This window comes from Flavobacterium terrisoli, assembly GCF_030167905.1.
In the GTDB taxonomy this organism is placed as follows: Bacteria; Bacteroidota; Bacteroidia; order Flavobacteriales; family Flavobacteriaceae; genus Flavobacterium; species Flavobacterium terrisoli.
The window spans coordinates 14193-40972 of sequence record NZ_JARGNA010000011.1; the positions used below are offsets into that span (position 1 = coordinate 14193).

Genomic DNA, 26780 nt, shown 5'->3' on the forward strand with positions numbered 1-26780 from the left:
GTTTTTTTATATCTAAAAATCCTTCTTTGTTGAGGCAGTTTTCAGGAAAATACACTTGATTAATTTCACCGATAAACATCACAGTACAATCCACTTTTTGTCACTGTTCAATTTGAAAGTGCCAAGATGTTCTTTATTCCATTCCTTTGGTCCAATTAACGATAGAAAGTTAAAACCGTTATCGTCTCTGTATAAATGATAAATTTCACCAATAACCGGCTCAAATGAAAACTTTGCACTATATACCAATTCGTTCCATTCGTATTCGCGCATTAAATTTTGGTATTGCATTTTTAGTTCGTTGAACCTACTCTCAAATTCTTTGTTGACATTGCTGATGCTTCTACTTTTCCAAGCCACAACATCATCCACTCTAATGGCTGGTGCGCCAATATTTGTCGGATAAGACAGTTGACTGGCATTATATCCCTGTTCATCAGAAAATACAATATTATCAGGTCGCTCTTTTTTCATTGACTAAATTTAAATATTATTGTTTATTCTTTTATCAAAAAAGTTAAACAAATTTACATTTTATTTGGCTCGAAAAAGCAAAAGGTCATTATTAAATCTTATTGCCTTATTTAGAAAAAAAATCCCTTATTTTGCCCAATACATTTTAAACAATGATGCAATCAATAACCGCCAACGGTTACCCGGTTTTATTCGGAGAAAAAGAATACGAAACGCTCAATAATTTCATTGAACAAAACCACTATTCCAATCTATTCATTTTAGTGGACAGTCACACCAATGCGCTTTGTTTGCAGCGGTTTTTGCCATTTTTAGCGACAGACAAAACCATTGAAATCATAGAAATTGAATCGGGCGAAGCCGAAAAAAACATCAATACCTGTGTGGAAATTTGGAATATCCTGACCGAATTGGGTGCCGACAGAAAATCATTATTGCTCAATATTGGCGGTGGCGTGATTACTGATATTGGCGGTTTTATCGCTTCTACCTTCAAAAGAGGAATAGATTTTATCAATATCCCGACGACACTTTTGGCGATGGTTGATGCTTCCATTGGAGGCAAAAACGGTGTAGATTTGGGTAACCTGAAAAACCAGATTGGTGTCATCAATGTTCCGAAAATGGTTTTAATTGACACCGAATTCCTATCGACTTTACCGCAAAACGAAATGCGATCCGGATTGGCCGAAATGCTCAAGCACGGATTGATTTTTGATGCTGCCTATTGGGCTCAGTTTAAAGATTTAAGCCAAGCTGACTTTGCCGATTTTGATTTGTTGATTCACCGTTCCATCGAAATCAAAAACGAAATCGTGATGCAGGATCCAACGGAAAATGGGATTAGAAAAGCTTTGAATTTCGGGCATACTTTAGGTCATGCCATTGAAAGTTATTTTCTGGAAAACGAAAGCAAAAAAACCTTGCTGCATGGTGAAGCCATTGCGGCCGGGATGATTTTAGAAAGTTTCATTTCATGGCAAAAAGGATTGCTTTCGGAAGCAGAATACATCGAAATCAAAAAGACCATCAATGCAGTTTTTGACCGGATCATTTTTGAAGAAAATGACCTCCAACCGATAGTCGATTTATTGATTCACGACAAAAAAAATGAGTACGGCAAAATCCAATTTGCATTGCTTGATGGTATTGGTAAAATTAAAACCAACCAAGAAGTTGATAATGAATTAATTACAAAATCTTTTGAAGATTATAAAAACTAACATTTTTTTCACAGTAATAGTTGTATTTCGAAAATATTATTTTTTACATTTGCCCTGATGAAAAAAAGTGTCAACACTACTAATTACAGTATTTATAGCCAGGAAATTAGAAATTATTTCTCCGCTTTTAGCGCTCATTTTTTAAGCCAGAAAAATGATCCTACTGCTTTGTGTTCGCCAATTACTTTTTTATTCCAAGAAAAATTACCCATCATTTATGCTAACATCAGGGTTTGAATCGAGGATTATTTTGTTTTAAAAATAATTTAATCTGAAATTTAAAAGCTAAATGAACACCAAATATTACGACTTAATCAATCAAACATTCTACTTCCCGCAAGAAGAATTCACGCTAAACAAAGACAACCTTCAGTTTCACAATATCGATTTGATGAAATTGGTAGAACAATACGGCACGCCTTTAAAGTTCACCTATTTGCCTGCCATTTCCAATAACATCAACAAAGCCAAAGGCTGGTTCAGAAAAGGAATGGAAAAAATCGGTTACGAAGGCAAATACTATTATTGTTATTGTACCAAAAGCTCTCATTTCAAATTTATCATGAATGAAGCTTTCAAAAACAACATCCACATCGAAACTTCTTCTGCCTATGACATCAACATAGTAGAGAAATTGATGGAAGAAGGCAAAATCAACAAAAACACTTATGTAGTTTGTAACGGTTTCAAACGCGATGAGTATGTGGATAACATTGCCCGTTTAATCAACAGCGGCCACAACAAAACCATTCCGGTAATTGACAATTATGAGGAATTAGACTTGTTGCAGGAAAAAATAAAAGGCAAATTCAAAATCGGAATCCGAATTGCAGCCGAAGAAGAACCAAAATTTGAGTTCTATACTTCCCGTTTGGGCATTGGCTACAAAGACATCGTTCCTTTCTACAGAAAACAAATTCAGGAAAACAAACAAGTGGAACTGAAAATGCTGCACTTCTTTATCAACACCGGAATCCGCGATACGGCCTATTACTGGAATGAGTTGTTGAAATGTATGAAAGTATATGTCGCACTGAAAAGAGAATGTCCCACTTTGGACAGCTTGAATATCGGCGGTGGTTTCCCAATCAAAAATTCATTGGCTTTTGAATACGATTACCAATATATGATTGATGAGATTTTGAACCAAATCAAAATTTCATGCGACGAAGCTGAAATCGACGTTCCACATATCTTCACCGAATTCGGTTCATTTACCGTTGGTGAATCAGGTGGCGCGATTTATCAGGTTTTATACCAAAAGAAGCAAAATGACCGTGAGAACTGGAACATGATTGATTCATCATTCATCACGACACTACCCGATACCTGGGCCATTAACAAGCGTTTTGTAATGCTGGCCGTAAACCGTTGGAATGACACTTATGAAAGAGTACTTTTGGGCGGAATGACTTGCGATAGTGATGACTACTACAATTCGGAACAACATATGAATGCTGTTTATTTGCCAAAATACAACAAGGAAAAACCTTTATACATCGGATTCTTCAACACCGGTGCGTATCAGGAAACCATTGGCGGCTTTGGCGGATTGCACCACTGTTTGATTCCGCAACCCAAACACATTTTGATTGATCGCGATGAAAACGGCATTTTGGCTACAGAAATATTTTCACACCAACAGAGTTCAGATGATGTCCTGAAAATATTAGGTTACGACAAGAAATAAACTTTGAAAAACAGAACGTCTGGCACGTTTTATATTTATAATAATTTTTAAAAAAAGAGTTTGCTGGTTTAGAAAAAAAGTTTTTCTTTGAACCATCAACTACAAACAACAAACAAACAACAATGAGTAAAGGACCAATCAGTCAGTTTATAGAAAAAAACTATCTTCACTTTAACGCTGCTGCCCTAGTTGACGCAGCAAAAGGCTATGAAGAGCATCTACTTGACAATGGTAAAATGATGATTACTTTGGCCGGAGCCATGAGTACGGCCGAGTTAGGAAAATCGTTGGCGGAAATGATTCGCCAGGACAAAGTACACATAATTTCCTGCACGGGTGCCAATTTGGAAGAAGACATTATGAATTTGGTGGCACACAATTCTTATAAAAGAGTGCCAAATTACCGCGATTTATCCCCGCAGGAAGAATGGGATTTATTGGAAAATCACTACAACAGAGTTACAGACACTTGTATTCCGGAAGAAGAAGCTTTCAGAAGATTACAATCACACTTATATGACATTTGGAACAATGCCGATTCAAAAGGAGAACGTTATTTTCCACATGAATTCATGTACCAAATGATCAATTCAGGCGTATTAAAACAATACTACGAAATTGATCCAAAAGATTCCTGGATGGTCGCAGCGGCGGAGAAAAACTTGCCAATTGTGGTTCCGGGATGGGAAGACAGTACGATGGGAAACATTTTTGCTTCTTATTGTATCAAAGGCACGTTCAAACCTACAACTATGAAAAGCGGCATCGAATATATGATGTGGTTGGCCGATTGGTATCCAAAGAATTCCTCAGGAAGAGGCGTTGGTTTCTTCCAGATTGGTGGTGGAATTGCAGGAGATTTCCCGATTTGCGTAGTACCAATGTTATACCAGGACATGGAAATGCATGATGTTCCGTTTTGGAGTTACTTTTGCCAGATTTCAGATTCAACTACAAGTTACGGTTCCTATTCGGGAGCTGTCCCAAATGAGAAAATCACTTGGGGAAAACTTGACATTCATACCCCCAAATTTATTATCGAGTCGGATGCTACCATTGTAGCGCCACTAATTTTTGCTTACTTACTAGATTTATAAAAGATTTTTTTATGAGAAGAATTATTGTAGACTATGCCAAACTAACCGGAGACATACTAAATTTATTAGTAGAGAAATTCCCGGAAGGATATGACGACACCGACATCATCCGTTTCAGAAATGCTCAAAACGAGTTAATCGAAGCAGTTGAAGTACGTACAGAAGACACCATTTACTTGGTTAAAGTAAGTACCAAACTCGCCAGTCGTATGGAAAAATTTGATGAAGAAGACGATTTGGATTCAGTAATTGAGCCTATCGAACCAATCAAAGGCCTAGATGACGATGAAGATGCTATTACAGCTGATGAAGATGACGAAGAAGTTGATCCCCTAAAAGACAAAGGTGGTTCTGACGATGATGACGATGATGATATTGATGAAGATGATTTCGCCGACTCAGACAATTTTGAAGAGGATGACGACGAAGAGTAAAAACAAAGTACAAAATATAAAATCCCAAGTTCAAATTGAATTTGGGATTTTTCTTTTTAATGATATTAGTTCAGATAGCGCTCCTGAAAAACACGTTGGTGGTGATTTTGGTGGCCAATAATCACAAATCCCAAAGCTCTCACCGACATCGGGTTATTTGAAGCAATGCCTTTGCGCAATAGCTGTTCCTCTGAAAATGATTTGAACAATGCCAAACTCGATTGTCTTACCACCAACAATTCACTCAGCAAATCCTGAATGCTTCTGCTGTTAGCGTTGGCTTCATCTACATAGGTGTTTTCGTCAAAGCTCGCCAATGGCGTTTGGTCTTTTCGGGCAAAACGCAACGCACGATAGGCAAAAATTCGCTCGGCGTCAATAATGTGGAGCAAAATGTCTTTTATGGTCCATTTTCCTTCGGCATAACGGTAATCAAACTTGTCCATCGGAATATCCTGGACAAATTTCACCAGGCGATGCACCGAAATTTCGAGTTCTTCCACCAAGTTGTATTCTTCGGTTACATTGTCAATGTAAGTGCCATAATAGGCCGCATATTCATCGGTGTGGAGTTGTGATTTTTTCATGATGATTGTTTTTATTTTTTATAATTAATATTTACGCCGAATTCCTGCTCGCATTCGTATTTCCAAACAACGAGCGCGTTACCAGTTTCTCATAAGTTGTCACTAATTTTTCATCAAAAGCTGGTTGCTTTTTCAGCTCATTGATTTGTGATGAAGCATATTGCTGTATCGTCAATAACGGCAACACAATCTGCTCGCGCATGGCTATTGAAGCTTTCCCATCGGGATAGTTTTGCATCAGTTCGGTATGACCGGCGATTTTTAACAACATGCGTTTGGTTTCCTGAAATTCGTCAAAAATGATTTGCCAAAACTCACCAAACTCAGCGTCATGCTTCATATACGCCGTCAATGGGAAATAACATTTGGCCAACGACATCATACTGTTTTCCAACAAGGTTTTAAAGAACAAAGAGTTGTTGTACAAATCCTGTACTTTGTCCCAACGATTGGTTTCTTCAAAATGTTTCAACGCGGTGCCAACGCCAAAAAATCCGGGAACGTTTTGCTTTAATTGGCTCCACGAACTCACAAACGGAATCGCCCGCAAATCGGCGAAGTTCAATTTATCATCAGTATTTCGCTTTGATGGGCGACTGCCAATATTGGCTTTCGAGAAATACTTCAGCGTACTGATTTGCTCGAGATAAGGAATAAACTTCGGATGGCTTTTGAAATCGATATATTTTTGGTAACCCAATTCCGCCAACGTATCAATGATGTTCTTTTCGGGCTCGGTCAGATTGTTTTCATCTTTATTAAAAATCTGATTAGCAACTCCGGCGCTCAACAGGTTTTCCAGATTGTAACGACAGGAATCCAAGGTTCCGAAATTGGAACTGATCGTTTGTCCCTGAACAGTAACTTGTATTTCCTGGTTCTCAATCGTTGAACCCAAAGAAGCATAAAACTTATGGGTTTTGCCTCCGCCACGCGCCGGCGGACCGCCGCGACCGTCAAAGAAAATGACTTTGATTCCGTATTCTCTGGAAACTTTGGTAATCATTTCTTTGGCTTTAAAAATGCTCCAATTCGCCATCAGGTAACCGCCGTCTTTGGTTCCGTCAGAGAAACCGAGCATGACAGTTTGTTTGTCTTTTCGTTCTTTTAAATGATTTCTATAAGCTGTATTTTGGTACAACTGTTCCATTATTTTATCGGCTTTTTGCAAATCGTCTACCGATTCAAACAACGGAATAATATCAACCGTTGGGTTTTCCCAAGCCAGCAAACGGAACATGGCAAAGGTTTCAATCACATTCAACGCACTTTCATTATTACTAATGATGTATCGGTTGCAGCCTTTCTCACCATTGTCGTTTTGGATTTCACGCATCAGTTTAATCGTGTCCAAAGTGGAACGCGTCAATTCGTTTTCAAAGAAATGCTCGAGTAAATCAAACCTTAATTGGGAAATCACTTCGATTTTATCTGATTCGGACATCGTATCAAAATCTTCCGGAAAGTACAATTCCTTTTCTTTTTTCAGTAAAGAAATGATATCGTCAAAAACTTCATTGTGTATTTTACTGTTTTGGCGAATATCCAGCGACGCAAAATGGAATCCGAACTGTGTTATCTTTTGCAACAACAAATTGATTTCATCCAGATACAATGATTGGTGTTTGTTGATGATAATCTGTTTGACGATATTGAGTTCGTTTTTCAATTCTTCCAAAGTGATAAACACTTCGCCCTGCGAATAAAACACCGAGCGATATAATTTGTACTCCAAACTGGCGATGATTTTATCGACTTCATTAAAGGTTAATTTCCTCTTTAGATTTCGAATGTCAAAATAGTAACATTTCATGATTGATGTTCGCAAACGCTTGGCTACATTCTCAGTGATTTCGGGCGTTACAAACGGATTTCCATCTCGGTCGCCACCAGGCCAAAAACCCAGGTTGACAATCGGATTCTCTATAATATTGCCATCAAAAATGTTCTTTTGCAGGTACTGCATCATCTCTCCTATCGTTTGGTAAAAGACATTTTCGAGATACCAAATCAGGCTTACCGCTTCGTCAAAAGGTGTTGGTTTTTCTTTTTTGATAAAAGGCGTTTTCCCGAGTTGAGCCAAAAGCTGTTTGATCTTAATCAAATCATTGATGCGAATGGCTTCGGTCAAATCGGTGATGATTCCGAGTACGGAACCGGGATAAAACTGTGTCGGATGTGCCGTCAGAACCGTGCGTACATTAAACGTTTCCAGAAAATCTATTAATTCTTTGCGCTTGTCTTTGGCTTCGGTTTTTTCTTTGATATCTCGCAACGAACCTCGGCCTTCCAAATTATTGACTATCGGAAACGCGGCGTCTTCAATGGCATCAAAGAGTACAATTTGGCGCTCGACATACTGGATAAAACGAAACATTAAATCAATTTTATCTTCTTCGGAAGCGTTGTCCAAATATTTATCGGCAAAGAAATCGACGATTTGCTTCGGTGACCAACTGTTTTTAAAACCATTATCACAAACCTCAGAAAACAAAGGCAACAAAACGCCGGTATTGTCAATCGCGTCAAAAGGCAACGTAATAAACACGCTGTTGTAAATGTGATACTTCGACAACACATTCTGATTGAAACGCTCTATTTTGGGTAAGGTGTACATCGCGAGAGAATTTTGGCTTAAATTAATAAAAAAACCTCAAGCTTTCACTTGAGGTCTTAAATATATTTTTGATTCTGACTAGTCCAATTCCTGGAAAATCGTATGCATCAAACGTTTTTTATCATTGATGCTTTCTTCAAGCGAAATCATGGTTTCAGTTCTGTAAACCCCTTCGATATCGTCAATCATGAAGATTACATCTTTAGCGTGTTTGGTATCTTTTGCTCTGATTTTACAGAAAATGTTGAATTTCCCTGTTGTTACGTGAGCTACGGTTACATATGGAATTTCGTTGATTCTCTCTAAAACGAATTTAGTTTGCGAAGTGTTGTTCAAAAATACTCCAACATAAGCGATGAAAGAATATCCTAATTTTTCATAATCCAAAGACAATGAAGAACCCATAATGATTCCTGAATCTTCCATTTTCTTAACTCTCACGTGAACCGTTCCTGCAGAAATCAATAATTTCTTAGCGATATCAGTGAATGGAATTCTGGTGTTGTCAATCAACATATCCAAGATTTGGTGGTCTACTTCATCTAAGCGAAACTTACTCATAAAAACTATTATTTTGTTTATTTAAAAATCTACGGCAAAAAAAATACATTTTTTTCAATAAAAAAAGTTAAATGCTAATTATTTATCAAACCATTAACAATTTTTATATTCTTTCCTAAATAAAAATCAGCTTTTTGTTCAATATTCGGAAAATTTGATTCGTTATCATGATACATTTTGTCTTGCGCATCAATTACATGGTGACCAAAAAAATTGTCCAGATTATCTATTTGAGCAATTCTTGCTTCAAAAGTAACTTTGTCTTTATTTAGAACTTCTTTGTATTGTGCTGCAAAATTGATAATTTTTTCTTTATCATCATAATTTATTTTGACATTTTTATAAACAAAATCATAAAAAACGACTTTATTTTGCGGAATTTTTAAATAATACTCATTTTTGTTATCAACTACATCGTTTTCGTATAAATATTGAATTCCAGATAATAAGGCCGCAAAAATGTATTTTCTGGTCTCTTCACGCTCATAATCGTTCGGAAAATGTCCGGCTTCAAATAAAACGGTCGGTACATTTAAGTACTGAAAAGTATCTCCAACACAATTAAAATTGAAGGAATCGTCAAATCTCCCGACCTGATTCGGAATCAAGGCTTGCAACGTTTGATTCATCGCTACAATAATACGCATTGCTTTGGTACGCGTTTCATTGATCTCACGGGCTTCGTTATAGGCTGGCGCCAAAAAAGAAACTGTCGCAGGCTGTCCTGAATCGGCTACGCCAAAAATGGTGCGCTGGTCATGAAGATTGTAACAATAATCGGGTTGGAAATTTTCAAAAACCTGACGCAGGGCTTTGCTTTCGGGTTGGGATAAGTCCTGCGCATCGCGGTTCAAGTCAATGCTGTTGGCGTTTTCACGGGTGTACAATTCGGCACCATCAGGGTTTAACATAGGTAACAAACAAAAAGTAAACGAACTCATTATGCCTTTGCTTAATTCAGTATCCGCATGCAAAAAGTTGATGAAGTCAAACAAGGCTTTGGTCGTAGTGCTTTCATTCCCATGCATTTGGGACCACATGAAAACCTTGGTTTTTCCTGAACCTAATAGAAGTTGGTAAATTGGTTTTCCCATAACCGAATGTCCAACAATCGTTGTCGGATATTTTGACAATATAGGTTCGATATGTTTTAAAGTAATGTATCGTCCAAAAAGACTTTCTTCTTTGTATTGCTGTTGTGTGGCTAAGTAATTCATGCCCCAAATTTAGGCAAAAAGAAAATTCTGAACCTAAAGGAATAAAAAAACCTTCGACACCAAAGTCCCGAAGGTTTTTCAACCAAAATAATTAAATAACAAACATTATTCTCTGTAAAGATAAACACTGCTTACGCCAGGCTCAGGTCTTGAACTCGCAGGTGCTACATCTACATTTGAATTGGGTAAATCAAAGGTTAATACTTTTCCGCCACCGTTTAATCTTTCGGCTACGAATATGGTTTTGGTGAAATTATCGTAAGCCACATCAACAGGATTACCCAATGATGTTGCCGGACCATAAATTCTGATTTGTTTATTCATAGCAATCGTTCCCATATTTGGCGTAGCCGCAAACAATTCGGTAAATCCTTTCAAAACAATGATTCCGCCATCAGAATCTGAAGTAGCAAGACCAACATCGGTTAGCACCATTGTATTACTTCTTTTGGAATAAGTGATGCCGTGCGTTCTAATCAATCCTTCGATGGTTACTCTTTTAGTGGGTAAAATCGCACCATCAGCATTAGCAAAGAAATTTTCAAATGACAATAAATCACCTGTTAAATCAGCCACAGCGTATAAAGTAGTGCCTTCCAAATGAATTCCCCAAATTTTAAAATTCAGGGTATAACTATTTAATAGTGTAAATCCTGAATCGGTTTTTTGATAGACCACAAATTTATTGGTATTGTTGTTGGCCGCATTTTGGTCTTGTGCTACAACCACTTTGTCACCCATAACGGCAATTTCACGTCCATTGTTAAAATCTGAACTGCTGTTATAACTCAAAGGTAATGCCGCAGCATTGGCCGCAATCGCATCGTAAACCGCGCCATAAGATTCTACTCTGTTATTGGTTCTGGAAGCGAAAATAATTTCATCGCTGTCATCAAAATAGTAAGCACCGTCAGCATCTGTAGAAGCTACGGTAAAACTATACGTTGCAGGTGTTGATTGATTGTAATCGGTAATTGAAACTCTACCGGTAGTGTTACTTGTGGTAAAAAGGGTGAATTCTTTGTTGGCTGAACGTTGTTCGTTCATAGAATTACCGGAATCATCTGAACATGATACCATCACGGCAGACAATAATGTCAAGGTGAAAATTGTTTTTCTCATTGTAAATAGTTTTTGTTGATTATTGACTTAAACTACGTACGATAAAAAAATGGATTTGGTTTTATACCTGGAATTGTTTTTCGGGATACTTCCCTAGAGCACCTTTAAAATGAGGCAAAATGATTTTCATGTCTTCCTCATAATTTCCGGTAACAGTTACAGGCTCGCCTATTCTGACTTCCTTTTTGGAATAATCAAATGCGATTGGAATAATGGGTACATTGGCTTTAAAGGCAATATAATAAAAACCGGTTTTGAGTTGGGTCACTTTTTTACGCGTGCCTTCGGGTGCAATCGCCATCCTGAATACTTCGCGCGAATTGAAAACTTCAACTGTGGCATCTACATTGTTCTTTCCTCCGCTTCGGTCCAAAGGCGCACCGCCGATACTTCTGAAATAGTATCCAAAAGGAAAAGCAAACAGTTCTTTCTTGCCCACAAAATTCATTTCGAGACCAATAATACCGCGACTGAACAAACCAATAAAAAAATCAAAATTACAGGTATGCGGCATGACCATCATGATACATTTCTTGAGGTCAGGATTTATGGTTCCGATAATCTTCCAGCCCAATAATCGAAAAAAAATAAATTTGTACAGTTGCCTTTTCATCCACTTTATTTTGCGTAAATTTAGCATTAATCTCTTATTTTTGATAAAAATATTTATCGATGCTCCGAAGACTGTTTAGCTATTTTGTTCCCATCAATATCCACACAAAAAACTCGGGTGTGAGCAAAACACTTGAAGTAACCTGGAACAATGGGCAATTGGTTCTCGACAGTAAGAACACCAATTACTCTTATGGCAGTTTGCAGCGGATCTTACGCAAAGGCTTAAAATACATAGGGTTTGAGCGCATCAAAAAGTTTGAAAGCATTTTGGTCCTCGGTGTTGCCGGTGGAAGCGTAATCAGAACGCTGACGGATGAAATCAGGTTCTCCGGGAAAATTACCGGTGTGGAAATTGATCCGAACATTGTTGACATTGCCAATAAATATTTCAAATTGGATACTATTCCCAATCTGGAAATCGTGATTGATGATGCCTTTGAATTTGTATTGAAAACCAAAGTCAAATATGATTTAATCATCATTGACATTTTTCAGGATACCACAATGCCTAATTTTTTGTTTGAAGATTTCTTTATCAACCGAATCAATTTTTTGGTTAACACCAACGGCTTTATTTTGTTCAATACCATGGTAATTAATAAAAAAGACGAAGAGCGAAACCTGACTTACAAAAGTAAGTTTGGAGGTGATTACTCCTTACGCATGTATCCCAAAGTGGAAACACACAATGAACTGTTTACCATCAAAAAACTCAACTAAAATGGGATTTTTCAGAAAACTATTTATCGGCAAAGTTTCCGTCAACGATATTCCAAAATTAAATCCAATCCGGAAACGGATTTTAAACATCAAATCCATTTGGAACAATGACCATCATGACGACAACGGAATTGAAAAAATATTTCGGCTTTTTCTCTCGATATCCCAATTGCTTTTTCCTGGAATTTATATCAAAACCATTGCCAACAAAGCAGACCACATTTATCAGGATTTGGTCATGGATTTTTACATTTTAATCAAAGTCATTTTTCCGTTTTTAATCCTCTACAATCATTGGCAAACCCATGACGTATTGATTTATCTGATGGTTTATCTTTTGTTGGAAACCATATTCTATATTCCTACTTTGATTTTTGCGTCTGATTTATTCTCGAGACCGCGCTCTTACAAACGCTCTATGCTTTTGTTGTTTTTCAATTATTTGGAAATTATTATTGCTTTTGGCGTTTTATATACTTTGGGAAATAACATGAACAAGCCTTTCGAACACTGGTTTGACCCTATTTATTTCAGCGTGGTGAGTTCGAACTCCATTGGTTTTGGCGATTACCATCCGATTACAACTTATGGAAAAGTACTGGTAACCATTCAAGCGATGTTTTTCTTATCGTTTGTAGTGTTATTTCTGAATTTCTTTACCACCAAGGTAAAAAGTAAAGGGTATTTTGACAATGAGGAAACCGATTAATCTTAAAGCAGTTTTCTCGCTTTTTCCAAATCTTCCGGTGTATCAATGCCAATGCCAACATATGTGGTTTCTACCATTTTGATTCTTTTGCCAAATTCTAAGTAGCGCAATTGTTCCAATTTCTCGGAAGCTTCCAAAGATTTCATCGGCAGATGATAGAATGCCAGCAAGGCTTCTTTTCGAAAAGCATAAATCCCAACGTGTTTCATATAACGCACGCCAACATTCCCTTCTCTCGGATAAGGAATTACTGAACGTGAAAAGTATAAGGCAAAACCGTTTTGGTCGGTTACCACTTTTACATTGTTTGGATTATTGATATCATCCTGGTCTGTGATTTCAAACATTAAGGAAGCCAAATCAACTTTGTTGTCAAAATCCTTATGGAACACATCAATCACTTTGGCTAATGGCGCGGCATTGATAAACGGTTCGTCACCTTGCACATTTACAACGATATCAACATCCAGATTTTCTACCGCTTCCGCAATTCGGTCGCTACCGCTTTCATGTTCTTTAATGCTCATAATGGCTTTGCCACCATTGTTGATGATTTCGTCGTAAATCAGAATCGAATCGGTCACCACAAACACATCCTGGAACAAACCGGTATTGACTGCCGCTTCATAAGTGCGAAGGATAACAGTTTTTCCGCCTAAATCCTGCATCAGTTTGGCAGGAAAACGGGTTGAAGCATAACGGGCTGGAATAACGGCGATGATTTTCATAATTAAAAGTGGCTGAGTTGCTGAGTGGCTAAGTTACAAAGTTGGTTTATAAATATAGATACTATTTTTAGATTTTTACCGAATGTCCACCGGACATTCTCCTCTTAATATCAAACCTCAAAACTCTCATCCTTAAACCCAATCAGATACAATTTGTCTTTAGCTCGGGTTACTGCGGTGTAAAGCCAGCGTACATAATCCACATCGATGCCATTGGGTAAATACGGTTGCTCAATAAAAACGGTATTCCATTGTCCGCCCTGGGATTTGTGACACGTAATGGCATAAGAGAATTTCACCTGAAGCGCGTTGAAGTATTCGTTGTTTTTGACTTTTAGGAATTTGCGGTATTGGGCTTCGCCTTCATAATCCTTCATCACTTCCTGATACAAGCGGTTGCTTTCTTCATAAGTTAATGATGGTGATTCACTGGCAATGGTGTCCAATAATAAGATGGTTTCAATCGGTCGCTGGTTTGGGTAATCGACCATTCTCAACTTGACTTTGGCGAATTTGAATCCGTAGAGTTCTTTGAAGTTGAAAATCTCCAGGACTTCCACGATATCGCCATTGGCAATAAATCCGGCTTCATCGGTTTCTTTGAGCCAGAAATAATTGTTCTTCACGACCATCAGATAATCGCCAACCGAAAGTTCGCTTTCCTTATCGAGAATCTTGGTCCGTATTTGCTGGTTGTATTGATTCGCTCTTTTATTGGAGCGCACAATAAAGCAAGTATCTTCTATACTGTAATTGCTGTAGGCATTCTGAATCGCATCCTGTATATCGAAACCGTCGGTTAAACGAACAATATCCCTGAAACCCTTTAAGTTGAACTGAAACGTATCAACAAAACTGCTTTTCAGAATTTCGCGCAATTCGGTGGCATTAAACAATATCCCTGATTTCTCTTCCTGACGCATCACTTCGTCCAATTCGATAGAGAAAACTTCCTTATTATAATGCATCGACAACGCATCGGTATTCAGTGCCGGACTCACATCCAACTGTACCGGTGGCAACTGGGCCGTATCGCCAAGCAAAATCAGTTTGCAGTTTTTACCATTATATACATAAGACATCAAATCATCGAGCAGTGAACCGTTTTCATACAACTTCGCTTCGGTATTCACATCTGAAATCATCGAAGATTCATCGACAATAAAAATGGTATTGGTATGCTTGTTCTCCTTCATCGTAAACGCCATGCCACCATTCTTTCCTTTTTTGGGATAATAAATTTTCTTGTGAATGGTAAATGCCGCTTTGTTGGAATAATTGGCGATGACTTTGGCCGCGCGACCGGTTGGCGCCAGCAAAACATATTTCTTATTGATTTCCCCAAGATTATTAACTATCGTAGAAATGACGGTGGTCTTTCCGGTTCCGGCGTAACCTTTGAGCACAAAAACTTCTTCAGTGTTTTTATTGGTCACGAAATCGGCAATCTGCTGGAGGAAAATGTCTTGTTTTACAGTCGGCTGAAACGGAAACTGTTGGCGTAAAACACTGTAAAACTGGCTGGAAGTCATAAACAATTGGGAGTCAAATTTGAAGGTCAAATATAGTGATTTAGAGCATAGAAAATAGAGAAAAGAAAATAGACAGTTACTTGTAAAATGTTACAGATACTGAAACAAGTTCAGTATAAATTTGTAAGTTTGCCAAGTTCGTTTCAACCGAAGCATTATGTGGCAAAACACCAGCGTTACAGATAAAACTTATCGAAAATTGGCGATTCAGGTTTCCCTGAACGGTTTGTCATTTGTGACGTTTGACACTATTCTCAATAAACCTTTGGCACTCAAAACCATTTCGATGGGAAAGGTCAATGTAACTTCCAAAATCGAAGACTTGTTTGGCGAAGCTTTTCAGATGAACCCCGAACTGAAAGCCGGTTATGACGATATTGTGATTGTACACAGCAACAATTTGTCGACGTTTGTGCCGACCGCTTTGTTTGACGAAGAATATCTGGGCAGCTATCTGCAATTCAACACCAAGGTTTTTGAAACTGATTTTTTCGCCTTTGACGAATTGGCAAACTACGAAATGAATAACGTGTATATTCCGTATGTGAATATGAACAACTACTTCATCGACCAATTTGGCACTTTTGATTACAAACACGCCAATAGCATTCTGGTTCAAAAATTACTCGAAGTATCAAGAAACAATGAAGAACGCAAGATGTTTGTGCATGTGAGCGACACGCATTTTGAGATTGTAGTTCTGCAAAACCAGAAGCTACAACTCTTCAACACTTTTGATTATAAAACACCCGAAGATTTTATTTATTATATCCTGTTTGCTGCAGAACAACTGCAGTTGAATCCGGAGAGTTTCAAAATGGAATTATTGGGCAAAATCACCGAAGGCGATGCACTTTATAATATCGCTTATAAATATGTGCGCAATGTTTCTTTGTTTGATGTGAGTGCGATGCAGAATCAATTCACCGAAACCGAAAACCGCGAGCACTTTATACTTTTACACTCATGAGAATCATCTCGGGCAAATACAAAGGCCGACGCATCAGTCCACCAAAGAATCTTCCCGTTCGTCCGACGACTGATATGAGTAAGGAAGCCTTGTTCAACGTACTCAACAATCATTTCAACTTTTCGGAACTCAAAGTACTGGAGCTTTTTGCAGGTACCGGAAGCATAAGCTATGAGTTTGCTTCGCGTGGTTGTTCTCCTATATTATGTATCGATGGCGATATAGGTTGTGTGAACTTCATCAAAAAGACCGCTAAGGAATTTGAGTTTGATATCACGGCGATTAAAAGCGATGTGTTCAAATTTCTGGAAAAACATACCGGCAACTACGATATTATTTTTGCCGATCCGCCTTATGGCATGACCCAATCAGAGTTCGAGAAAATCATCGAATTGATTTTTGAAAGCGAATTACTGGATGAAGAAGGCATGCTGGTGGTAGAACATTCTAAATATACCAAACTGAATCACATGGCGAATTATTCGTTCCAAAAAAACTATGGTGGTTCGGTGTTTACTTTCTTCGAATTTGAAACTGATGACGAAGAGTCAGAAGATTTCGAGGACGAAAATGAAAGCTAGTTATTATTTCTCAAAAACCAAAGTGCTGGCTTCCACACCCAAATCAATCAAGTGTTTATTGATATCACGCACAAAATCATCCGGGCCGCAAACATAAAAATGCTGGCTAAAATTGACTATCATTTCAATTAGCATGTTACGGTCAATTCTTCTGCCGGTGAATCCAATCACATTTTCGCGTGTCAGCACATTGATAAAGTTATTCTTCAGCATTCGGTGCAATTCCTGTCCTAAAATAATATCATCAGAAGTCTTATTGGCATAAATCAAACGGTTCCCGTGAATCTTATTGTGTTTGAATAATTCTCTAAAAATGGAAATAAAAGGCGTTATTCCGGTACCTGCGGCTATAAAAACACCCGGACCTTTATACTCAATCGCACCAAAAACATCGTGAATGATTAATTCATCACCGGCATTGATGCTGCCCAGCTTTTTAGTCACACCATTGCGTTCACTATAGATCTTAATCATGAACTCGAGATATTTGGCATCATGCAAACAGGTAAAGGTAAATGGCCGCAATTGGTCTTTCCAATCGGGAAGATTTATGGAGACATCGGTAGCCTGTCCCGGTAAAAAATCATAACCTTCAGGTCTTTCCACCACAAACTTTTTGACATCATGGGTAATGAATTTGGCTTCGAGTACTTTTACAACGTGTTCTTTCATGGCTTTGGATTTAGAGTATGATTTTAAGGTACTCTAACAAAGTTAGGAATAAATAAGAAGATTTTGGAAAGAAAAAAAGCAGACCTGTAAGCCGGATTCTGTATTCATCGAAACGAACCCTTATCATTTATCTTGGCCAACAATTGCTCATTGGCTCGAGCTTCCTACCCTTCGACAACGGGCGAGTAACCCTTAAATGCCGATATACTTGGAATTTCACCGCATAGAGTTTACCTGGTTTCACTACAGCCTTACCTGTACATACTTTCTGTTGCACTTGTCCTCATCTTTCGACGGACGGGCGTTACCCGCTATGCTACTCTGTGGTGTCCGGACTTTCCTTTCCGATAAATCGGAACGATAAGGCGGTCTGCGGCGCAAAGATAGGAATTTAGGATTTGGAAAACCTATTAATAAATTGTGGAAAAGTTTTCGTCAAATAACCAAATAACCAAATCACCAAATCAACTATTATTCTATATTTGTAATCCAGTAAAATTCTATGGAACAATTTGTAGTATCAGCCCGAAAGTATCGTCCGCAAACGTTTAAAGACGTTGTTGGACAGCAGGCTATTACCAATACTTTATTGAATGCCATAGACAACAATCACTTGGCTTCCGCCCTATTGTTTACCGGACCCAGAGGTGTTGGAAAGACCACTTGTGCGCGAATCCTGGCACGTAAGATTAACCAACCCGGTTATGACGATCCGTTTGAGGATTTTGCCTTCAATGTATTTGAACTGGATGCTGCATCGAATAATTCAGTAGACGATATCCGAAACCTGATTGACCAGGTTAGAATCCCGCCACAAACCGGACAATACAAAGTGTATATCATTGACGAGGTGCACATGTTGTCATCGGCAGCATTTAATGCATTCCTGAAAACTTTGGAAGAACCGCCAAAGCATGCCATCTTTATTTTGGCCACGACCGAAAAACACAAAATCATTCCGACGATATTATCGCGTTGTCAAATTTTTGACTTCAAGCGCATCACGGTGAAAGACGCTAAAGAACATTTGGCGGAAGTTGCCAAGAGTCAGAATGTTGTTTTTGAAGACGATGCTTTGCACATTATTGCTCAAAAAGCCGATGGCGCGATGCGTGATGCTTTGTCTATTTTTGACCGTGTGGTTTCTTTTTGTGGTAACAATTTAACACGTCAGGCAGTAACCGAGAACTTGAACGTTCTGGATTACGAGACTTATATCAACATGACCGATTTGATTTTGGGGAATAGGATTCCGGAAGTCTTATTGGCGTATAACGATATTTTGGCCAAAGGTTTTGACGGACATCACTTTATTGCCGGCTTGGCTTCGCATTTCAGGGATTTATTGGTTGCCAAAAACCCGGCTACGCTTTCACTATTGGAAATGGGTGAAGCCTCGCAACAACTCTACGGACATCAGGCACAAAAAGTATCACCGGATTTCCTTCTGAAAGGAATTGACCTGGCCAATGACTGTGATTTAAAATACAAAGTTTCCCAAAACCAACGCCTGTTGGTTGAGCTCACGCTGATGCAAATCGCCTCCATCACTTTCGATGGAGAAAAAAAAAAGCTGACTTTATAATTCCACCTACGTATTTCAGACGCAACGATTATTCTATTGCGGAAGTAAAAACAGTTCAGGCTGTAGAAAATGGAATGCAGACTACAGAAGCAGTTCAGACCGCAGAAAGCAGAACCCAGAACGCAGAAATAACTAAGATTTCAGAAAGCACAACGCAGAAAGTAGAAGAAATTGTCGTTCAGGTTGAACAACCAACAATTGAAAACGCAGTATCTGTAACTCCGGAAGAGGTAAAACAACCTTTAACTTCCGACCAACCCAAAGTTTCCGCTTTATCACTCGCCAGCATTCGTGCGAAAAAAGAAATGGCAGAAGCACAAAAATCGGTGGTGAAAGACACGGTGCATTTACCAAGCGAACCGTTCACCGAAACTGAAATGTTGGAACAATGGCTGAAATATGCACAGCGTATGGAAGACAAAGGCTATCGCATTGTCGCTTCGCTGTTGACCATTAATGATCCTGTTCTTGACGGAACAACCATTGTCCACGAATTGCCGAATGAGAGTTCGAAAATAGATTTTGAAAAGGAAAGACCTGAGCTACTAGGTTATCTGCGTGGCAAACTGCACAACCACGATATTCAGATTAATGTAAAAGTCAACGAGACTTTGGTTGTAAAAAGAGCTTTTACCAACCAGGACAAATACAACCGTTTGGTGGAAATCAACCCAAATCTGGAACTTCTGAAAAAGATGTTTGATTTGGATGTTTAGTCCTTATTGCTGTTTCTATCTTTAATTATTCCCAACAAAAAACTAAGTGAAACTAATGTCATGGCCACTATACCGAGGTATTGTGTTCTATTAGTAGAGAATCTTAAATCTTGGTAATCCAGACTAAACACATGCAATAAAAGTAAAGCCAGCGCTGCAATAAAGGCAACAATTCTGAATGTTTTCATGATTAAATAGTTTCCTGGTACATTGCTTTGACAATACCATCGGCGAGACCGATTTTTGGCACAAACAATTGACGCGCGCCACTCCATTTCATGGCATTCAGATACACGCGCGTTGCCGGAATGATTACGTCGGCACGGTCAGTATTCAAAGCCAGTTCAGCGATTCTTTGCTCGTAGGTCAAGGAATTCAGGTATTGGTATTGTGAGTTCAAGTACAAATAAGACAACGGTTTGTCCTGCATTTTTCCTGAGAGTTTGAATAATTTATTGATGTTGCCACCGGAACCGATTAGGATTACGTTTTCATATTCGGCGCAATTGGCTTTGATCCATTTTTCAATTTCTTCCCAAACAATGTCGCTGACCATATTGTTCAGCATACGAACCGTTCCGATTTTAAAGGATTTGGAAGCGACCATTTTGCCATCGGTAAACAAGGAAAATTCGGTGCTTCCACCACCAACATCTACATACAAATAAGTCTGATCTGTTTTTAAGAAAGTATGCAAATCGGAAGACGCAATGATTGTGGCTTCAATTTTACCATCGATGATATCAATGTCGATTTCACATTTTTCACGAATGGTTTCGGCTACTTCCTTGCCGTTATAAGCCTCACGCATCGCGGAAGTCGCGCAGGCTTTGTATTTTTCAACCTTATAAACTTTCATTAACAATTTAAAAGCTTTCATCGCATCCACCATACGGTCAATATTCTCTTCGGAGATTTCGCCTACGGTAAAAGCATCCTGCCCGAGACGAATCGGCACACGGATCAAGGCACTTTTATTGAATTGGGTTTCTTTGTCTTTTTGTTCAACAATATTGGTAATGAGCAATCGCATGGCATTGGAACCAATATCAATTGCTGCATATTTTTTTATTGAAATCATTCTTTATATAACTAGGTATTACTTTTGGGTTTTTAGTTTTGGCTTTTCTTCTACTTCTTCTGCAGCTTCTATTCTGTCGCGATAGTAATTATACATTTCAAATTGGGCACGGAAAATCGGTTCGCCTTCTTTTCTGCCTCTGTATTTATTCTCGAATTTTTCCGAATGGAATCGGGCTTTTACGTTACCTTTCCAACCTACATTAAAGGTATCGATGATTTGCTTTTTGATTTCTTCATCATAAATCGGACAAGTCACTTCAACACGGCCATCTAAGTTTCTGGTCATAAAATCGGCAGAAGAAATGTACACTTCCGGATCGTCATTGTTACAGAAAATATAGGAACGCGTATGTTCCAAAAGATAATCCACGATGCTAATCGCCTCGATGTTTTCGCTCATGCCTTTTACTCCGGGAATCAGCGAACAAATACCGCGAACCTGTAATTTGATTTTCACACCGGCATTACTGGCTTCATATAATTTGTCAATAATCGGGTAATCGGAAAGACTGTTCATCTTCAGATTAATATACGCCGGACGACCAACAGTGGCGTTGTTTATTTCCCTGTCAATCAATTTATAAAACTTCGAACGCGTGTAATGTGGCGAAACGATTAAGTGCTTGTAACGATGAATCCTATAATTAACATCAAAGAAATCGAAGATTTTGGAAACATCTTTCAGGATTTGCTGATGGCTTGTAAACAAAGTAACGTCAGTATAGATTTTTGCCGTGGCTTCGTTAAAGTTTCCGGTTGAGATAAAGCCATAACGCTTTAATTTACCTTCTTCGGCTCTTTCAATCACGCAGATTTTACTGTGTACTTTTAAGCCTTTAATACCAAAAATCAATTCGATGCCTTCCTGCTGCATCTGCTCGGCATAGGAAATATTACTCGCTTCGTCAAAACGGGCCTGCAACTCAATTTGTACAATTACTTTTTTTCCGTTTTTGGCTGCATTGATGAGTGAACTAACGATTTGGGAGTTTTTGGCCAAACGGTACAAAGTGATTTTTATAGTCGTTACTTTCGGATCCAGCGCTGCTTCGCGAAGGAATTTAATCAGATAAGAAAACGACTGGAAAGGTGCGTTGACCAAATAATCTTTTTTGGCAATCTTGTTCAAAATACTGCCGTCAAGCGATAAACCTTCCACCGGAAGCGGAACTTTGGGTTGGTACAATAAATCAAATCTGCCCAGGTTTGGGAAGTTCATATAATCGCGACGGTTGTGGTATCGTCCACCGGGAATGATCCCATCGGAAGTTTCGATTCCCATTTTATCAAGAAAAAATCGAAGTGTATCTTTGTCAATCGATTGATCATAAACAAAGCGAACCGGTTCGCCAATTCGGCGGTCTTTTACCGAAGTGGCAATTTTTTCGAGCATACTTTTGCTCATATCCGAATCAATATCGAGCTGGGCATCACGGGTGATCTTAATCATGTGTGCCGAGATGCTTTCGTAGTCGAATATATTGAAAATGCTGCTCAGGTTATAGCGAATGACATCATCTAACAACATCAAATATTGTTTGCCGTCTTTGTCCGGGAGTTCCACAATTCGGTTGGTATTTTTCGGAATCTCAATGATGGCATACCTGATTTCCGGTTTGGGTTTAACCCATCCGAGCATGCTGGATTTTTGCTCGGTTTTCATCACTAATTTGATTGCCAAATAACCCGAAGTATCTTTTAACAATGGAAATTCGGCCAAGTCATTTAAGATAATGGTCACCAATTCCGGACTTACTTTCTGGATAAAAAAGTCTTTGACAAAATTCTCATGTTCAGTCGAAACCTCATGCTCATCAATGATGATGATGTTTTGCTTGACGAGTTCTTTCTCAATATTGGTAAGTACACGCAAACTCTCGGATTGCTGTTTGATTACTATTTCGGTGATATCTTTTACGAGTTGTTGTGCTGAAATACCACCGAGAATCTTTTCACCGGAAACTCCGGAAAGGCTCAAACGACGAACAGCGGCAAATCGCACACGGAAAAATTCATCTAAATTATTGGAAAAAATACCGATAAATCTAAGTCTTTCTAACAAAGGTACGGCTTCGTCAGCTGCTTCCTGTAATACTCTGGCGTTGAATGCCAGCCAACTCTTTTCTCTGTCTATATATCGAAAACCAGTTTCTGTGCTCATAATTATTTTAAATCTCTGGGAAATATAACTTTCTTAGTGGTGCCTTTTTCAAGATCACTCCAACTTGAAACATCAAATACAATATTGACAAAACCGGAAGTAGGAACATTGTCGATTAAAATACTTCCAAATTTATTGGCAAAAAAAGTAATGGCTTCATTGTGGCCAAAAACAATCAGGTGCTCATATTCATCAGAACATGACATGATGATTTGCTCCAGCTTTCTTTCGTCAAAAGTATATAAGTCTTCTTTAAAGATGATGCTTTCAATGGGAAATGACAAATTCTGGGCAAAAATCATAGCGGTTTCCGCCGCACGCTTTGCAGCACTGCTCCAAACTAAAAAAGTCTTTGGTATGTTGCCATTTATATTGGATGACACCAAATGGGCATCCTGTATTCCCCTATTTGTCAAAGGTCTGTCAAAATCATGAAGAGGAGCATCCCAACTGGATTTTGCATGTCTGATTAATATTAATTCTTTCATGGCCGAATGCTTCTAAATTGTTTCAATGTATAAATTTAAGTTTTTAATGCTTATGGTTTACTATAATTTTGAATGTTTCAAAAAAAATCTCTATCTGAAAGAAGTAAGCCTTTCATTTTCCATCACTTAAAAAATTTCGGAAGCCCTATTTCTTTATCAATCTAACATCTCTTTAACATTATCCTATTTTATAAATAAATGTTAAAACATAAAGATAGTTATAAACAATACTATGTTTATTATTTTTGTAATACTTTTCAATTAAAAATTGTTAATTAATGCACTTTATCTATAAAATAATGCATTTTATCGATGTTTTTTTTGGTGGATTGAAAAAAACCTTCTACTTTCGATTTGTTAAACTATAAAAAATCTTAAAAAAATAACCCTAAAACCCCAAAAAGTTATGTCAAAATTCAGCCCCAAAAGCCCTAAACAATTCCTTTTTAAATTGAAAAAATGCAGGAAAAGTGTCATTTAATCGAGTTTTCAAGTTGTTTGTAGAGAAAATTGAGTGAGTATGTGCAATGTATATAATTTAGCACTCAATAGTATAACCCAAGATATTATATTCCTCGATGCCTACACTCTTACTTCAAGCCCGAAATGCAAATTTTTCAATAAATTATTCTACTAAATTTAATTGTATGAAATCAAAAATTACATTATTATTACTGACTCTCTTCATGTGCGTAAGTAATTCGTATTCACAATTTGATGCTCAACATCCCGATTTAAGGAATTGTGGTTCTGCCCCAAATTACTATCTGGACGTCTTCAATTGTAACTCCAATAACTTTACGTTGGACCAAGTATTCCTTAGTCTGATGAATGTTAACGGACAACCGATGAATACAACAACCTGTACTATTGGGGTAACCCAACAAGTATATGTTATGTTGAACTATACATCAAATGCAAGTAATACGCCTAACAACTGTAGGCTGTTTGCTGATTTGACGATAGATGGTGTGGTAACCCCAATCAATGCCTATCTTGGTAATATTCCTCCGGGATTAAACCAAAGACAGATTTATGGTCCGTTTATATGGACCTGTGGCCAGGAGTTATCACTTAACCGAATTTTGGTTGTTTGGAGAACCGGAGGAAGCTCAACTCAGTTGGCTTCTTATAACTGTAGCACTTACAGTTCTTCACAATGTGAATTACCAGGTGATACAATTATTGCAAAACCTTTGGCTGTACAGTTTATTTATAAAGCTTGTAGAGTTGGAAATAATACTACGGTATTTTTTACTTCAACAACTAATGGTGGGATACCTGCATATTCTTATGCCTGGGATTTTGACAATAACGGCACAACCGATTCCACAATTGCCAATCCAACTTTTACCTATACGACGGCCAATAATACGGCGCGGCTTACGGTAACGGATTCACAGGGATTGAGCAATACTTATACTTTACCTATTGTACCGCCAACCGAGTTAATGTTGAGCGAAACCCATGTTAACGTAAGTTGTGGTGGTGGAAACACTGGTTCAATCGATTTAAGTGTAACTGGTGGAACAGGTGCGTACACATATTCATGGACAAATGGTGCTACCAGCCAAGATTTAACTGGTTTAGCTGCCGGTACTTATACTGTAACAGTAACCGATGCTAATGGTTGTCAAAAAACATTACCGGTAACTATTAGCGGTGGTGATTCAAACAACCCTGTCGTAACTGCTCCTGGTAATACAACTATTCAAGGTTGTAATACAGGATCACTTGCCACAGCAGGTTTGCTTGCTTTCTCAAGTACACAAACTACCATATCTGCCGCTACATTTAATACCGCCGGTGGTTCTTATACAGATGCTTCAGCAATTTTAAGCATTACCTATCAAGATGCTCAAAGTGGTTCTTGCCCAACAGTGGTAACCAGAACATTCAGAGTAACTGATAGCTGTAATAATGTTGGAACTGCTGTTCAAACTATAACAATCCAAGACACAACAGCTCCGGTGATTGCAGCTTTGCCTGCTCCATCATCTATCTCTTGTCCGGCTACGCCTTCATTTGCGACGGCTACGGCTACTGATAACTGTGGAACTGTTGCTTCTTTAACTTTTAATGATGTAACTACCCCTGGTGCTTGTGCAGGTTCTTATTCTGTAACCAGAACTTGGACGGCTGTTGATGCTTGTAACAATTCATCCACAGCAACTCAAACCATTACGGTAACTGATACAACTGCTCCGGTTATTGCAGCTTTACCTGCTCCATCGACTATCTCTTGTCCGGCTACGCCTTCATTTGCGACAGCTACGGCTACTGATGCTTGTGGATCTGGTGCTACTTTAACTTTTAACGATGTAACCACTCCTGGTGCTTGTGCCGGTTCTTATTCTGTAACCAGAACTTGGACGGCTGTTGACGCTTGTGGAAATTCTTCTACAGCTTCTCAAACCATTAATGTACAAGATGTAACGGCTCCGGTGATTGCAGCTTTACCTGCTCCATCAACAATCTCTTGTCCGGCTACGCCTTCATTTGCGACAGCTACGGCTACTGACGGTTGTGGATCTGGTGCTACTTTAACTTTTAACGATGTAACCACTCCTGGTGCTTGTGCCGGTTCTTATTCTGTGACCAGAACTTGGACGGCTGTTGACGCTTGTGGACAATCTTCTACAGCAACTCAAACCATCACAGTAATCGATACAACTGCTCCGGTTATTGCAGCTTTACCTGCTCCATCGACTATCTCTTGTCCGGCTACGCCATCGTTTGCGACGGCTACGGCTACTGACGGTTGTGGATCTGGTGCTACTTTAACTTTTAATGATGTAACAACTCCTGGTGCTTGTGCCGGTTCTTATTCTGTAACCAGAACTTGGACGGCTGTTGACGCTTGTGGAAATTCTTCTACAGCTTCTCAAACCATTAATGTACAAGATGTAACCGCTCCGGTGATTGCAGCTTTACCTGCTCCATCGACTATCTCTTGTCCGGCTACGCCTTCATTTGCGACAGCTACGGCTACTGACGGTTGTGGATCTGGTGCTACTTTAACTTTTAACGATGTAACCACTCCTGGTGCTTGTGCCGGTTCTTATTCTGTAACCAGAACTTGGACGGCTGTTGACGCTTGTGGAAATTCTTCTACAGCTTCTCAAACCATTAATGTACAAGATGTAACCGCTCCGGTGATTGCAGCTTTACCTGCTCCATCAACAATCTCTTGTCCGG

At 38.6% G+C, this 26780-nt stretch carries 26 protein-coding genes and 1 other RNA gene; 12 read left to right on the top strand and 15 right to left on the bottom strand.

Annotated elements, in window-relative coordinates:
* Positions 1 to 78 precede the first annotated feature (78 nt).
* Complete coding sequence (locus P1K33_RS15020) at positions 79 to 474, bottom strand: DUF2452 domain-containing protein (protein WP_284653810.1); 396 nt, start codon at positions 472 to 474, stop codon at positions 79 to 81.
* A gap of 155 nt (positions 475 to 629) precedes the next feature.
* Between P1K33_RS15020 and aroB the strand changes: the two genes are divergently transcribed.
* The 5 genes from aroB (at position 630) to P1K33_RS15045 (ending at position 4918) form a co-directional block, all read left to right on the top strand.
* On the top strand, positions 630 to 1697 hold the full coding sequence (aroB, locus tag P1K33_RS15025; RefSeq protein WP_284653835.1) for a 3-dehydroquinate synthase: 1068 nt from the start codon (positions 630 to 632) through the stop codon (positions 1695 to 1697).
* Positions 1698 to 1754: 57 nt separating this feature from the next.
* Positions 1755 to 1934 (top strand): hypothetical protein, encoded by a 180-nt coding sequence (locus P1K33_RS15030; RefSeq protein WP_284653811.1) that lies wholly within the window; start codon positions 1755 to 1757, stop codon positions 1932 to 1934.
* A 52-nt stretch (positions 1935 to 1986) separates the two neighbouring features.
* Positions 1987 to 3387 (top strand): type III PLP-dependent enzyme domain-containing protein, encoded by a 1401-nt coding sequence (locus P1K33_RS15035; protein WP_284653812.1) that lies wholly within the window; start codon positions 1987 to 1989, stop codon positions 3385 to 3387.
* Between the two features lie 122 nt (positions 3388 to 3509).
* Positions 3510 to 4484, top strand: coding sequence for a deoxyhypusine synthase family protein (locus P1K33_RS15040; RefSeq protein ID WP_187661269.1), 975 nt, complete (start codon positions 3510 to 3512; stop codon positions 4482 to 4484).
* Between the two features lie 11 nt (positions 4485 to 4495).
* Positions 4496 to 4918, top strand: coding sequence for a DNA primase (locus P1K33_RS15045; RefSeq protein WP_284653813.1), 423 nt, complete (start codon positions 4496 to 4498; stop codon positions 4916 to 4918).
* A 65-nt stretch (positions 4919 to 4983) separates the two neighbouring features.
* Here the strand turns inward: P1K33_RS15045 and P1K33_RS15050 are convergent, their stop codons facing one another.
* From P1K33_RS15050 to P1K33_RS15075, 6 genes are all read right to left on the bottom strand, one after another.
* Positions 4984 to 5505 (bottom strand): DinB family protein, encoded by a 522-nt coding sequence (locus P1K33_RS15050; RefSeq protein ID WP_284653814.1) that lies wholly within the window; start codon positions 5503 to 5505, stop codon positions 4984 to 4986.
* A 31-nt stretch (positions 5506 to 5536) separates the two neighbouring features.
* Positions 5537 to 8122 (bottom strand): phosphoenolpyruvate carboxylase, encoded by a 2586-nt coding sequence (locus P1K33_RS15055; protein WP_284653815.1) that lies wholly within the window; start codon positions 8120 to 8122, stop codon positions 5537 to 5539.
* Positions 8123 to 8200: 78 nt separating this feature from the next.
* The gene (locus P1K33_RS15060; protein WP_121313528.1) at positions 8201 to 8683 is read right to left on the bottom strand and encodes an Lrp/AsnC family transcriptional regulator; all 483 of its coding nucleotides are present in this window, start codon (positions 8681 to 8683) and stop codon (positions 8201 to 8203) included.
* A 74-nt stretch (positions 8684 to 8757) separates the two neighbouring features.
* Positions 8758 to 9900 carry a M14 family metallopeptidase gene (locus tag P1K33_RS15065; protein ID WP_284653816.1) on the bottom strand — a complete coding sequence of 381 codons (1143 nt, stop codon included), beginning with the start codon at positions 9898 to 9900 and terminating at the stop codon, positions 8758 to 8760.
* A gap of 105 nt (positions 9901 to 10005) precedes the next feature.
* A complete protein-coding gene (locus P1K33_RS15070; RefSeq protein ID WP_284653817.1) occupies positions 10006 to 11022 on the bottom strand; it encodes a hypothetical protein in 1017 nt (338 codons plus the stop codon).
* A 61-nt stretch (positions 11023 to 11083) separates the two neighbouring features.
* Positions 11084 to 11635: a 1-acyl-sn-glycerol-3-phosphate acyltransferase gene (locus tag P1K33_RS15075; protein WP_284653818.1), complete on the bottom strand. Its 552-nt coding sequence runs from the start codon at positions 11633 to 11635 to the stop codon at positions 11084 to 11086.
* A 59-nt stretch (positions 11636 to 11694) separates the two neighbouring features.
* Here P1K33_RS15075 and P1K33_RS15080 point away from each other — a divergent pair, with 59 nt between their 5' ends.
* Both P1K33_RS15080 and P1K33_RS15085 read left to right on the top strand, forming a co-directional pair.
* On the top strand, positions 11695 to 12357 hold the full coding sequence (locus tag P1K33_RS15080; protein ID WP_284653819.1) for a spermidine synthase: 663 nt from the start codon (positions 11695 to 11697) through the stop codon (positions 12355 to 12357).
* 1 nt (position 12358) lies between these two features.
* Positions 12359 to 13066, top strand: coding sequence for a potassium channel family protein (locus P1K33_RS15085; RefSeq protein WP_284653820.1), 708 nt, complete (start codon positions 12359 to 12361; stop codon positions 13064 to 13066).
* A gap of 2 nt (positions 13067 to 13068) precedes the next feature.
* Here P1K33_RS15085 and kdsB read toward each other — a convergent pair whose 3' ends face one another.
* Both kdsB and P1K33_RS15095 read right to left on the bottom strand, forming a co-directional pair.
* Positions 13069 to 13794 (bottom strand): 3-deoxy-manno-octulosonate cytidylyltransferase, encoded by a 726-nt coding sequence (gene kdsB, locus P1K33_RS15090; protein ID WP_284653821.1) that lies wholly within the window; start codon positions 13792 to 13794, stop codon positions 13069 to 13071.
* A 110-nt stretch (positions 13795 to 13904) separates the two neighbouring features.
* Positions 13905 to 15326, bottom strand: a complete 1422-nt coding sequence (locus P1K33_RS15095) for an ATP-dependent DNA helicase (protein WP_284653836.1) — start codon at positions 15324 to 15326, stop codon at positions 13905 to 13907.
* 157 nt (positions 15327 to 15483) lie between these two features.
* Between P1K33_RS15095 and P1K33_RS15100 the strand changes: the two genes are divergently transcribed.
* Both P1K33_RS15100 and rsmD read left to right on the top strand, forming a co-directional pair.
* On the top strand, positions 15484 to 16296 hold the full coding sequence (locus P1K33_RS15100; RefSeq protein WP_284653822.1) for a DUF3822 family protein: 813 nt from the start codon (positions 15484 to 15486) through the stop codon (positions 16294 to 16296).
* Positions 16293 to 16877 carry a 16S rRNA (guanine(966)-N(2))-methyltransferase RsmD gene (gene rsmD / locus P1K33_RS15105; protein WP_284653823.1) on the top strand — a complete coding sequence of 195 codons (585 nt, stop codon included), beginning with the start codon at positions 16293 to 16295 and terminating at the stop codon, positions 16875 to 16877. Before P1K33_RS15100 ends, rsmD begins: the two co-directional genes overlap by 4 nt.
* Before the next feature lie 3 nt (positions 16878 to 16880).
* Here the strand turns inward: rsmD and P1K33_RS15110 are convergent, their stop codons facing one another.
* Entirely contained in the window at positions 16881 to 17549 is a 669-nt protein-coding gene (locus tag P1K33_RS15110) for an FAD-binding oxidoreductase (RefSeq protein WP_284653824.1), read from the bottom strand.
* 71 nt (positions 17550 to 17620) lie between these two features.
* Positions 17621 to 17926, bottom strand: an RNA gene (rnpB, locus tag P1K33_RS15115) — RNase P RNA component class A.
* A gap of 125 nt (positions 17927 to 18051) precedes the next feature.
* Between rnpB and dnaX the strand changes: the two genes are divergently transcribed.
* Together dnaX and P1K33_RS15125 are read left to right on the top strand one after the other, a co-directional pair.
* Positions 18052 to 19134, top strand: coding sequence for a DNA polymerase III subunit gamma/tau (gene dnaX, locus P1K33_RS15120; protein WP_284653825.1), 1083 nt, complete (start codon positions 18052 to 18054; stop codon positions 19132 to 19134).
* A gap of 74 nt (positions 19135 to 19208) precedes the next feature.
* On the top strand, positions 19209 to 19850 hold the full coding sequence (locus P1K33_RS15125; RefSeq protein WP_284653826.1) for a DUF8439 domain-containing protein: 642 nt from the start codon (positions 19209 to 19211) through the stop codon (positions 19848 to 19850).
* Here P1K33_RS15125 and P1K33_RS15130 read toward each other — a convergent pair.
* Genes P1K33_RS15130 through P1K33_RS15145 form a run of 4 tightly spaced genes read right to left on the bottom strand, consistent with a single transcriptional unit; the run spans position 19847 to position 23582 of the window.
* Complete coding sequence (locus tag P1K33_RS15130) at positions 19847 to 20038, bottom strand: hypothetical protein (protein WP_284653827.1); 192 nt, start codon at positions 20036 to 20038, stop codon at positions 19847 to 19849. The genes P1K33_RS15125 and P1K33_RS15130 overlap by 4 nt on opposite strands.
* Before the next feature lie 2 nt (positions 20039 to 20040).
* Positions 20041 to 20931: a Ppx/GppA phosphatase family protein gene (locus tag P1K33_RS15135; RefSeq protein WP_284653828.1), complete on the bottom strand. Its 891-nt coding sequence runs from the start codon at positions 20929 to 20931 to the stop codon at positions 20041 to 20043.
* 18 nt (positions 20932 to 20949) lie between these two features.
* Positions 20950 to 23094, bottom strand: coding sequence for a polyphosphate kinase 1 (gene ppk1, locus P1K33_RS15140; protein WP_284653829.1), 2145 nt, complete (start codon positions 23092 to 23094; stop codon positions 20950 to 20952).
* Positions 23095 to 23096: 2 nt separating this feature from the next.
* On the bottom strand, positions 23097 to 23582 hold the full coding sequence (locus P1K33_RS15145; protein ID WP_284653830.1) for a SixA phosphatase family protein: 486 nt from the start codon (positions 23580 to 23582) through the stop codon (positions 23097 to 23099).
* A gap of 647 nt (positions 23583 to 24229) precedes the next feature.
* On the opposite strand from P1K33_RS15145, the gene P1K33_RS15150 reads away from it, so the two are divergent.
* On the top strand, positions 24230 to 26780 hold a 2551-nt coding region (locus tag P1K33_RS15150; protein ID WP_284653831.1), incomplete at its 3' end, for an HYR-like domain-containing protein.